This window comes from Nostoc sp. (assembly GCF_036918015.1).
Classification (GTDB): Bacteria; Cyanobacteriota; Cyanobacteriia; order Cyanobacteriales; family Nostocaceae; genus Nostoc.
Genome location: NZ_JBALEO010000086.1, coordinates 11,357 through 21,752, shown reverse-complemented (window position 1 = coordinate 21,752; position 10,396 = coordinate 11,357). Strand labels below are relative to the sequence as shown.

Sequence of the window (10,396 nt, the reverse complement as noted above, 5' to 3'; positions counted from 1 at the left end):
ATAATTCGTAATTCGTAATTCGTAGTTAAGAGCTACTCCAAAAAATTGGCTATCGGTGGTTTTTTATCTCTTACTATGCTTTGAGAATAATACCTATTTCAAAAAGTATCATAGGTTAATTTTTAGGTGAGAGGAATACGCAGTCGCCGACCAATTTGGGCAGTCAATTCATCAGGGTGCATGGCGTTATTGGCATCGCATAAATGCCAGAAAAGTTCCGGGTTATTAAGATAATTTGCAGTGATATTATCTAGGCGATCGCCTTCGCTGACTAGATGTTCTTCAATAATTTCAAACCTTTGTGCTGATGGTAAAAATCTGCGCTGGAGATAAACGATAGTTTGATTTGACTCTGTTTGCCAGGTGGCAAGTTCTACATCATGGTAACGACTGCTTACAGGAAACATTTTACTCTTTTTTAGGTGATAAATAAAACTTTATTTGAGTTAGTGAGCATTGAGAAACTTGTAGATTAAACAAGTATTGACTCATATCTTGCACCTCTACGTAAAACCCCAGCTAAAGTAAAAAGGTGTGCGTTAAAGCTACCTCCTTTTTATGGGTTTTTATCGTTAAATCAAGGATTTTAGTTTTTTACTGAGTAATAAAATTACATCAAATTTTCTTGGTGCAAGATGTGAGTTGATCGTAAATAGGCAAATTCATAAAAAAGAGGCAACTGTCTTGATAGCAGTTAGTCCCAAATTTACCTTAGCAAAAACCTCTTTTTGCTTTTGATAAACCCTGAATAAACTGCTGCCTTTATGGTCAAATCTTAAATCATTTGTGCTTAATACTTGCATACCTAAACTGACTTTGGCACGAATGGGATTTAGCCTGGGGTCAAATGCTTCTTCGGTAATGCTCAACTCAGACAGGCGTACTGGCATAACACGATTTTTGCCCCATATAAATACAGTTAGATCAGCCTCAATTGGTAATATTTCTAAAATACCTGTACGGGCGAGTTTATTGTTTTTTTGGATCTGGCTGCTTTTAGGATAGATAAGGGTTTCTAGGGCTGCTAATTGGGGGTATATACCACTTAACACTGCTACCGGATTTTTTGCGGGAAACTCTAATTGGTCTGTAGCATCAATTTCAGCCTCTAGTTGAATTGTCTCCATCGGTGGTGCAACTAGACGCAAAGCTTCTAAGCGATCGCCTCCTTCTGAACCGGCACCTCGTACCTGTAAAGTGCGTCTGAGTGTTTCGGGATTGTATTGCAATACAATCACTCCTTTGGGGAAAAAGGTGACAGCATCAAGGATGGCGATCGTTCCTTTTAATAAGCGTGGCGCACCGGGAAAGCTGGACATAAAATTATTCCTAAATCATTTGTGTTTTCTGGTACTAATACCAATTCTTTAAAATTCAACAACAGATTCAAACCCTGAAAATTTCACATTTATTAATTACGAATTACGAATTATAAAGCATTGCGTTTCTAATAACTTTTTCAAGTACCTTTTACCTTCATATTTGTAGTAGTAAAAAATCCCGTGCCAATATATACGGGAATTGGGTCTGGTATCGGTGGCGATACTGGTGTTGGCGGTACTTGGGCTGGCACGATAACTTGAAATTTCGCCGTGAAGATACTACCTTTGAGCAATACTGCTTTTCGCCTAGATTTAACTCTTCTGGCTCTTTGATTGATGGCTAAAGATTGAATAGAAAGTATTCCTGTACCGGGAGTGACATTCGGCGGACTCGTATAAGAACAACCAGGAACCAAAACTTTTTTATCGTCACCATCAATGCAAATAGTCTTTTTATTAACTGTTGCTCTGCCAGTACCAGTTAAGATGCCAGGACGTACTACAACTATTGCTTTTCCAAAGATGGGGTTGAATATGACGCGATCGCCAGTAATCAGAATAAAATCAGGCATTTGTTTCTTGGTGAGAAAATCAAAGATTAATCAGATTGGTTCAAGTTTGCTATGTGGCGATCACATTTCTTTTTTACACAGTCACAACAAGAGCTTGGAAAAAGAGGCGATCGCACTTGTTTAAACTTCATATATGAGCGATCGTTTGAATTTTAAAACTGTCGCTACAAGATTAGCGATCGCACTGATATTTTGATAATACCTGATTGAATAGCGAGTAACTGTCGTTTGAGAATTTATCGTAAATTAAAGGGTTTAAGATCCCTATATCTATATGTAGCACCCATTTCAGTCGGGGTTTAAATCCCCGTCTGAAATCTCTTGAATTTTGATTTTTGAATACTTCGGCTACGCTCAGTACAAATTTTGAATTGTTAATCCGAATCTTCCTCTTCTGTTTCATTCTGTTCCTCCCAATGTTCTTCCTGGGTCTGCTCCGACAATATGTTAAGTTCACTCGTTGCCTGCATATTTTCCAGATGGTTAATGCAGTATAGTGGGATGTTTTCGACCATTACACCAGCATTTGCCACGGTATAATATATCCTTCCTGACTTGTGTTCGGTTATTGTCCCACTATTGATCGTCACATATTCAATTTGCATATCAGTTAAAAACTTTACATCTTGAGGTGGTTTGTTTTCTTTTTTAAACTTCTTGTAATAGAATTGACTACTGTTCTTCGACTTGATCTCATTGCCTAATTTTTTTATTTCCTCAGTATCCATAATGAGTTGAGTATGAGCGGTCAAACCGCGTTCTTGTGCTTTCCCCTTAGCTACTTCTGTAGGTAGTTTACCTTTTAGTTTTTTATTGTTAGTGAGGTGGTTCCTTGTGAATTCGATTCCTAAGAAGCTGTTGCCATCGTATTGATTCACTTTCTTAGTGAATAAGCTCTCTTGTTTTCCTTGATGCTTCACCCTCTGCACTACACTGCTTTTCTGCTGCACTACATGGGTTAACTCATGGGCTAACAACTCCTGCCCTCGCCGACTCCCAAGATTATATTCCCCTTGCCGAAAGAACACATCCTGACCGGTTGTGAAAGCACGCGCCTGTATTGACTGATTCAACTGGTCAGATTGAGCACCTGTGTGAATCTTCACTCTACTGAAATCAGCCCCAAACGCCTGTTCCATCGGTTGCCGAATATTGTTTGTCATCACCTGTCCGCCACCCCTTGCCTGATTGATGGACGCTTCAAGGTCTGGTGCAGCAGCCATCCCACCATCACTAGACATACGCTGTAATATTGGCGATCGCATCAGTCTTGCTTCGTTATCTTCTGTCTCCATATTCTCTCGCTGAACAGTTTCATCTTCACCTGACTGCAAAGATGCAGGTGCATTTATTCGCTGCACCACCTGTGCCGCTACGCGATCAGCTTCCTGTTCGTATTTATCCCCCACTGCACCAATCGTCAGCTTCGCCATAATTGGCTGTGGTTTAGTTGTAGTGATAGGCACTCGGCTAAAGTCTTTGGAAAAAGTCGAATTACTTAATGCCACTTCTTCTTGATCATCCGTTGATTGAATTCCAGCGTCCGCAACCAAACGAACGTTAGCACGCTGTAAAATGCCACTTTCTTGTGGTTTCTCACTTTTTTGCTGCCGATCGCTTTGTGCAATTATTTTACTAATCATGGTTTCATTCCTCGATATACTGTTTGTGCAATTTGTTGCGCCATTTGGGTAGGATTAGATCCAGGCTTTACTTGAATAGCACCTCTCGGCACATGAGACACCACCCCACCTGAAGACCAGTTATGTGGTATACCTTCTGTTCTCAGCAATCGCGCCAATTCAGTCTCCACCAACCCTTGCAACTTCCGCCCCTGGCTGGGAGAAATAGACATTCCCTCTAAAACCAGCTTTTCTATATCAATATTGATATTCATACCGTTACCCCCGTAAGTACTGAAACACGAAAATCCGCCTCATTCACAGGTCGCTCTAATTTGCGAAACTCTGTCCGCACTGCTGCTAACACCAACGCTATTGTCACAGGTGTACCCGCTTGCGCCGCCAAAAAAGCTGCATTCAACGCCACATTTTGGATACTCGCACCTGTCAAATTCAGACGTGCCAAGCGGTGAAAATCTAAATCCTCAGTTGGTGTCTCTGGTGGAAACACCTTCTCCCACATCACCTGACGTTCAGCAACACCAGGAAAGGAAAAATTCACAATAAAGCGCAAGCGGCGCATAAAGGCATGATCCAGCGAACTCTTAAGATTGGTTGCCAAAATCGCTAAACCGTGATATGCTTCCAACCTCTGCAACAGATAATTCACCTCAATATTTGCGTGGCGGTCATGACTATCTCTGACCTCAGAACGTTTGCCAAACAAAGCATCCGCTTCATCAAAAAACAGAATCGCCCCGCCATCTTCCGCCGCATCAAATAAACGACGCAGATTTTTCTCGGTTTCTCCGATATATTTATTGACCACCGCCGACAGGTCAATCCGATAGAGATTGAGTTGCAAATCATTAGCAATCACCTCTGCTGCCATCGTCTTCCCCGTCCCGCTTTCCCCCGCAAACAGGGCGCTGATGCCCATTCCCCGATTCATCCGCTTGTCAAAACCCCAATTTTGATAAACTTGGCTGCGCTGGCGGATCTGGTCAGCAATTTGATGCAGTAAGTTTGTCTCTTCTGGTGCTAAGACAATATCATCCCAAGTTGCTTTCAGGTCGAGGCGTTGAGCTAAAGTATCCAACTGCGGACGAGTATTACCAAGACAAGCTGACCACAAACGATTTGGGATTTCAGGATTGGATGTTTCAGCTAGCACTTGCTGGGCAATCTGCTCAATTGTGACTAAATTGAGGTTAAACTGCCCAGTCAAGAGTCGCGGATTAATATCCGCCACGGTTCCTAATGCTTGGCTCCAAGTTGCTTTTTGTTCCGTGGGTGTTGGCTTTTCAACATCTACAACAATTGTAGACTGACCCAAGTTTTGCCTAATTTCACGAGTGCTAAGGAAAATTAGACCACCACTGCGGGTAAGAAACCGATGCAAGGGAAGTGCTTGTCCTTCTGTAGTAGGTTTATCGTCAAGCTCTTGGGCATCTAAATACAGCGCAAGCGGCAATAGCAAGCTTTCTCGATGCCACAAACGGGCAACTGTCTCTAACTCTCCCGCCTGAGTTGGCAATAGTTCCACTGACAAACGATAGACATACCTATCTAGTTGGGCTGCTACCTGTTGGGCTATTAGTTGCTTGCTGAGGGAATCTGCCCCTACTAGCTGAATAACTGGTAAACGTTGTTCTCTCTGCGTTTGGCGCAGTTGTTGAATAATTGTTTCGACAACAGCATTTTGAGATGGCGGTAATTTTACATCCCATTGTTCTGTTTCTAGTGGAATCACTAATGATGCCAAGCGATCGCTTAAAGAATTTAATCCTTTGATATAATTTAATATTCGTTCATCTACCCGTAAACCACTGCTAGTAAGGGGTTGAACTCCCAACTGATGAATTTCAATCAATCGCCAGTAACGCAAAGGTCGTTCCCAAGAAAGGGCATCCCAAGCAGGTTCATCGAATAAGGATAAAGCCAAGGCAAAGGTAGGGTAAGGCTGGTGAGCATTATCTTGAGCTTTAGCACAAAGACGCGCCATACCTGGATCTAATTCCATTGCAACGCATAACAGCAAAATCTCTTGTTCAAAATCAGACAGACCTAACTTCTGGCTCAACAGAATCAGCGCCGGGAGTGGATTCATCCCCTCAGCTGTTGGCTTTTCTGTAACCTCAGCTATCTCAGTATCAGGTAACTGTGCAAACTTACGTAAACACCAGCGCAACCAAGCTAGTGCCTTCGCTAAATATTCTTCGTTGTTTGGCATCCAGGAATCAAGGTTGCTCATAAAATCACCACCTTCTGATTCTGGTCGAAAACAGGCGGTGTGACCGTGCGATCTACCAGCAAGCTATCTACTCCATCAATCCGCACCCGCACAAAATACTCATCCGGTGTAATACCTGCAATGCGAAACTCCAGCCTATCTGTTTGAGTTGGATGTGGTTGAGCCAGAACTTCGCGATCGCCTAACAATAATGCAACCCTTTGTCTTGGTTGCACTTGGGGGCTTAAAATCAAAGTGAGGGTTACTTCGCCATTAGCGTCTGGTGTTGCCTGTCGTGGTATAATATCTAAGATTTTTGGTGCTAAGGCAAAAGATAATTCATTGGTAGTCCGACTTGGTTCGCCAGTCCGCGTTACTCCCACTACCACGGTATAAAAACCCGCCGCCCAGTTTACAGGCTCATCAGGTAATTGAACTCTAATATCTGTTGCCGTTCTCGTAGCTATTGGTGGCACTTCCAGAGAAATTTCTAAACGAATATTTGTAAAATATATAACTACATTTTCAGCGTCTAAGTGAAAACCATTAAGAATCAGAATATCACCCAATCTGGCGCTAGCTTGCTGGTTAGGCAATTGGATAGAAACTAATGTGGGTAAGGGCGACGACAAATCTGACTGAACAATTGTCCCGCGATCGTCAGATTGACGTTTAATAATCGGTAGCGGAGTTTTAGCAGGCTGGCTGTTTTCAATCAGCACCACTGATACCTCATAAGCAGCTGAAACCCGATAGGGAGCTTGAAAAGTTGACCACAGATTAAATACTTCTTCCACAGATAACGGTTGATAAACAATTCGCACCTGTTCCTCCTGTTGATCAAGGTCATACTCTGGAGGATTGGTAATAGGCAAGGCTACTGTAATATCAGCAGAAGTAATTATAGGATGATCGTTAAAAACACTCATAGCCACACCTAATAGCCGATGACTTGTGGGTTCTGGGAAGTCATCATTCTGGGCGTAAGCAGTCAGTAGGTAATAGAGGTTCAATGGCAAAAGCTGCTGTCCTGTTTCACCAGGCTTCACTTGAGAAGGAATATCCATATTCCGCCAAGCCGCGTTGATCTGAGTATCGTAGAGAAACAGATTAACTTGATCACCACTACTAACAGTATGATCTCCCACTTTATCCAATGGTCGTGTCGTCACAGTGATTCTACCAGAACTCTCAGCGTCAAACCTTTGCTGTAATAGGTGACGCAATGTGATCGTGACAGCAGCTATGGCTAAAGCATTGCTCATCGTTTACCTCCCCCACGTCGCTGCAAGTACTCATTCAAACTCATCACAGACGTTGCTGAACGGGGCTTTGGTCGAGGTAGAGGAGGTACTGGGGCTGTGCTACGAACTTCTAACCGACCAATTGTGACTTGAATAACAGGCGGTGTTTCCAAATGCTCTGAGTATCGCTTTTGGTCTTCTTTGCTACTAGCTGCAATGACTGACAAACTTTTTACGGTCATGTCACTGATTGACCCAGAAAGCGGTCTTGAAAAAGAGGCAAGGGAGCGGGGAGCAGGGAGCAGGGGAGATAGTTTAGATGGGGATTCGACTCCAACTGTTGCGCTAGCTTCCCGAAGGGTACGAGAACGACTTAACAGAAGTGGGGGAGTTAGACCCATGTTCCGCTCCGCTCCACCGCAGGAGTCAGGGGTCATTTCTCCCTGCTCCCTGCCCCCTTCCCCCTGCCTCTTTGTTTTATGGTTTTGTGAGCCAACTTCCTGAATAGAAGCTTCATTTCTGCGAAAATCAGACAAGTGAGAGTCAGCTTTTCTGACTTGCGGTTGTATGTCAGTTCCGGCAGTCGAAGGATGTGAAGCAGGAATTGGCGCTGGTATTATATCTGAATAAATAGCAGCTAGCTGAGTTGCAGTTTGGGAAGTGACAAATGATGGTAAATTATCTCCGAATAATGCAGTAGAACTGTCTGTCTGAAGCGAAGATAGTTTGGGAGATGCAGCTGTTAGCAATGGCTGGATTGATAAAACGTTTTTGTGGACAAACCTCTGGGGAATTTCTGGCAGATCAGACGCAAGTTTAGAATGTGGTAGTCTAACGTTTGTTTCTCTGTCAATTGTGGGTGTTAACGTCTGTTTGTGTGAATTCGATAACGTCCTGTCAATAATCGGTGCGTTGGCAAAGCCCGTCGTAGACATCGCTTGTAGCGAATCTGGACTCTGTGCGTTGGCAAAGCTAGACATCGCTGTTGGTTCTTCTAAAATCTGACTGGATAATATTTCTGAACTGATCAACTTTTGCACTGGAGGAGATGAAATATTCCCAGTTATTTGTAGTGGTTGCTGTTGTGGCAATTCATTCACAAGTTGTTCCTGTAGCTGAATTACCGTATTTGAGGTGGGAGTAATAGTTTCTACTGCTAGCGCAGGTGTTAAAGGCAATACTTGAGCAATATCAGATGCGCTGGCAAAGTTGGTCGTAGACATCGCTGTTGCTTCTGATTGAAGTTGAACGGGAGATAGTTCAAAACTTTCTAACTGTGGTGAAGTATGACTTTTCACGGGTTCTGCAAAACTTCTCTCTTGAAAAGCTTTGCTCATCCCTAGCATTGGCTCCGGCATCGCCGGAAACCTCCGCTCAAACTTTTCGCTCTCCAAACCTCTCTTCTGCAACTCAAGAGGCTTTAAATTCTCCCCATTCCCTAGTAGAAAAGCTTGATCGGGGATTAGGTTTCGTGTTGACTTGTCCATATAATGTGAAAAGTCAGATGGTGAGGTATAAAGAGAAGCTACTCGATTAATTTCAAGTGGTTGGTTATTGAATAATTGAGTTGTAAGTTCTCCCAATTTTTCAACAACTAACCTTGAGACAGGAGCATTATTTTCTTTGGCGATCGCAGTCCTGAAAATTGTATTATTTAGACTTGGCTGCAAAAATGTTTTCTCATTAGGAACGAATGGAACTGTTAAATTTTCGTCAAAATATATTTGCAAGTCTGGTTTTAAAGGTGACTGTAAAGATAAAGCTAAACGATTAATTTCAATTGGTTGTTCAGATAAAGATTTAGGTTGAGGCTGACTCTGCTGATCAATTGGGTTTGAGAGAGAAGTATTTGATAATGATTGCAAAGATAAAGCTAAACCATTAAATTCAATTAGTTGTTCAGATAAAAATTTAGGTTGAGGCTGACTTTGGTGATCGATTGAGTTTAAGAGAGAAGTATTTGATTTTGTGGTGAGTACAGAAACGACACAACTCGATAGAGAAGGCTTTGTTTTTGCTATAGGTGGAGGCTTCAACGGATCTGAGTTGGGAGAAGATGCTACTTGATTTGTAGCGGGTAAAATCATTTCTGATTCTGAAAAAGGTTGAGTTAGAAATTGTTTCCGATTTCTCAGTTCTGATGATTGAACGGAAGAAACAACTGAATCAATTTCCGTTAGTTGTTTGTGTGCTAATCGAGTAGAACTAGTAATTAGTGGAGGATTGTTTGTTTCTAGCTCTGGGTTTGGAGTCAGCAGCAGATTGTCAGTGGTGATTTGACTCAGTACTGACTCTGGGAAAAGCTCACCGAGAGATAATTCAAAGTTAGGCTTATCTGCCAAATCAAGAGTTAATTCTGGTATTTGTCGGGAAGAGTAAACAGGTGTTGAAGTTAAATTAGTTGAGAGCCTGTTGGTTATCTCTTCAAATATTTGCCCTGTTGTTGCAGGCGATCGCGACTCCAAAGACTGTACACTCTCAAAGTTGGGAAATTTCTCTGCTTCGGATGTCGTTTCCAACTCAGTCTCTTCTGTGGTCATCGATGGCTCCCAGTCAAGTGTAGACTCTGGTAACGGTTCAAAGACTGATAATACAAAAGGTTGAATTGTATCAATCAAGTTAAAGCTTTTAGCTACTAACTGGTAAAGATAATTGCTCATCAGCCCGCCACCATTTCTAAATACAATTGCCGCCGTCTGGGACTCATCGCCAAAATATCAGCTTCACGCCAACCGTAAGTAACAGCCAAAGTATGTACCTCTCGCAAAACTCGAAATGCCCAAGTGTGAATCTCAGCCCAGAAGAACGACACAATGTCAAACAATGATTGCCATTGGTGGTTGCAAGTGGAACAGGAGATATCGATTGGTACATTTGCTTGAGGATCAACCAGAGCCATCTGGGTAATAATTGCATTGGTCACATCAGATGGCAATTGCTGAAACGGCAGATATTCACCGTCACTCACGGCTCCTAAAATACATCGTTCCAATAAAACTTCTTGGGCAATCTCTGGCTGTGTATGTTCAGCGATCGCTATCATATCTAAACTGTTTGGTAGACGAAAACTCACCTCATAATCAGCAAGTTCAAGACAATATTTCTCTACTGGTTCAAGTGACAGTGACGCTACACGCATATCTCCAACATCAAAATTAAGTTCCAAGACTTCACCACAGTTTGGACAAGTCACTTGACTAACCAGTTGGGAACCAAATGTCCACTCTCGCAATGTCAGCAGCATGGCATCGCGCTGACCGAGACTGAGTTGGGTAAGCATATCTATGGAGGTTTCAGAGCAAGCACTAGCTAGTAGCTTGATTGCTTTAGACCAAGATGGCTGATTACGTCCCCATTCCCAGATATTTAACAGTTCCGAGGCTGATAGCGATCGCATAATTAA

General features: G+C 42.6%; 9 protein-coding genes. All 9 read right to left on the bottom strand.

The window, feature by feature from the left end:
- Window positions 1-122: 122 nt before the first annotated feature.
- The gene (locus V7K61_RS26505) at window positions 123-407 is read right to left on the bottom strand and encodes a LysM domain-containing protein (RefSeq protein ID WP_335058020.1); all 285 of its coding nucleotides are present in this window, start codon (window positions 405-407) and stop codon (window positions 123-125) included.
- A gap of 255 nt (window positions 408-662) precedes the next feature.
- Entirely contained in the window at window positions 663-1,319 is a 657-nt protein-coding gene (locus tag V7K61_RS26500) for a hypothetical protein (protein WP_335058018.1), read from the bottom strand.
- A gap of 140 nt (window positions 1,320-1,459) precedes the next feature.
- Complete coding sequence (locus tag V7K61_RS26495) at window positions 1,460-1,894, bottom strand: hypothetical protein (protein ID WP_335058016.1); 435 nt, start codon at window positions 1,892-1,894, stop codon at window positions 1,460-1,462.
- Window positions 1,895-2,268: 374 nt separating this feature from the next.
- The gene (locus V7K61_RS26490) at window positions 2,269-3,537 is read right to left on the bottom strand and encodes an eCIS core domain-containing protein (RefSeq protein ID WP_335058014.1); all 1,269 of its coding nucleotides are present in this window, start codon (window positions 3,535-3,537) and stop codon (window positions 2,269-2,271) included.
- Complete coding sequence (locus V7K61_RS26485) at window positions 3,534-3,791, bottom strand: hypothetical protein (protein ID WP_334901738.1); 258 nt, start codon at window positions 3,789-3,791, stop codon at window positions 3,534-3,536. Before V7K61_RS26485 ends, V7K61_RS26490 begins: the two co-directional genes overlap by 4 nt.
- Window positions 3,788-5,770, bottom strand: a complete 1,983-nt coding sequence (locus tag V7K61_RS26480; RefSeq protein ID WP_335058011.1) for an ATP-binding protein — start codon at window positions 5,768-5,770, stop codon at window positions 3,788-3,790. The genes V7K61_RS26485 and V7K61_RS26480 overlap by 4 nt, the downstream gene beginning before the upstream one ends.
- Entirely contained in the window at window positions 5,767-7,014 is a 1,248-nt protein-coding gene (locus V7K61_RS26475) for a DUF4255 domain-containing protein (RefSeq protein WP_335058009.1), read from the bottom strand. The genes V7K61_RS26480 and V7K61_RS26475 overlap by 4 nt, the downstream gene beginning before the upstream one ends.
- Window positions 7,011-9,653 carry a hypothetical protein gene (locus V7K61_RS26470; protein WP_335058007.1) on the bottom strand — a complete coding sequence of 881 codons (2,643 nt, stop codon included), beginning with the start codon at window positions 9,651-9,653 and terminating at the stop codon, window positions 7,011-7,013. Before V7K61_RS26470 ends, V7K61_RS26475 begins: the two co-directional genes overlap by 4 nt.
- Window positions 9,653-10,390 carry a T4 family baseplate hub assembly chaperone gene (locus tag V7K61_RS26465; protein WP_335058005.1) on the bottom strand — a complete coding sequence of 246 codons (738 nt, stop codon included), beginning with the start codon at window positions 10,388-10,390 and terminating at the stop codon, window positions 9,653-9,655. The genes V7K61_RS26470 and V7K61_RS26465 overlap by 1 nt, the downstream gene beginning before the upstream one ends.
- Window positions 10,391-10,396 lie beyond the last annotated feature (6 nt).

What these genes read in the sequence shown, in the direction of transcription:
- V7K61_RS26495 (WP_335058016.1), bottom strand. Translation starts at nt 1,894, where the DNA reads ATGCCTGATTTTATTCTGATTACTGGCGATCGCGTCATATTCAACCCC.
- V7K61_RS26500 (WP_335058018.1), bottom strand. Translation starts at nt 1,319, where the DNA reads ATGTCCAGCTTTCCCGGTGCGCCACGCTTATTAAAAGGAACGATCGCC.
- V7K61_RS26490 (WP_335058014.1), bottom strand. Translation starts at nt 3,537, where the DNA reads ATGATTAGTAAAATAATTGCACAAAGCGATCGGCAGCAAAAAAGTGAG.
- V7K61_RS26475 (WP_335058009.1), bottom strand. Translation starts at nt 7,014, where the DNA reads ATGAGCAATGCTTTAGCCATAGCTGCTGTCACGATCACATTGCGTCAC.
- V7K61_RS26470 (WP_335058007.1), bottom strand. Translation starts at nt 9,653, where the DNA reads ATGAGCAATTATCTTTACCAGTTAGTAGCTAAAAGCTTTAACTTGATT.
- V7K61_RS26485 (WP_334901738.1), bottom strand. Translation starts at nt 3,791, where the DNA reads ATGAATATCAATATTGATATAGAAAAGCTGGTTTTAGAGGGAATGTCT.
- V7K61_RS26465 (WP_335058005.1), bottom strand. Translation starts at nt 10,390, where the DNA reads ATGCGATCGCTATCAGCCTCGGAACTGTTAAATATCTGGGAATGGGGA.
- V7K61_RS26505 (WP_335058020.1), bottom strand. Translation starts at nt 407, where the DNA reads ATGTTTCCTGTAAGCAGTCGTTACCATGATGTAGAACTTGCCACCTGG.
- V7K61_RS26480 (WP_335058011.1), bottom strand. Translation starts at nt 5,770, where the DNA reads ATGAGCAACCTTGATTCCTGGATGCCAAACAACGAAGAATATTTAGCG.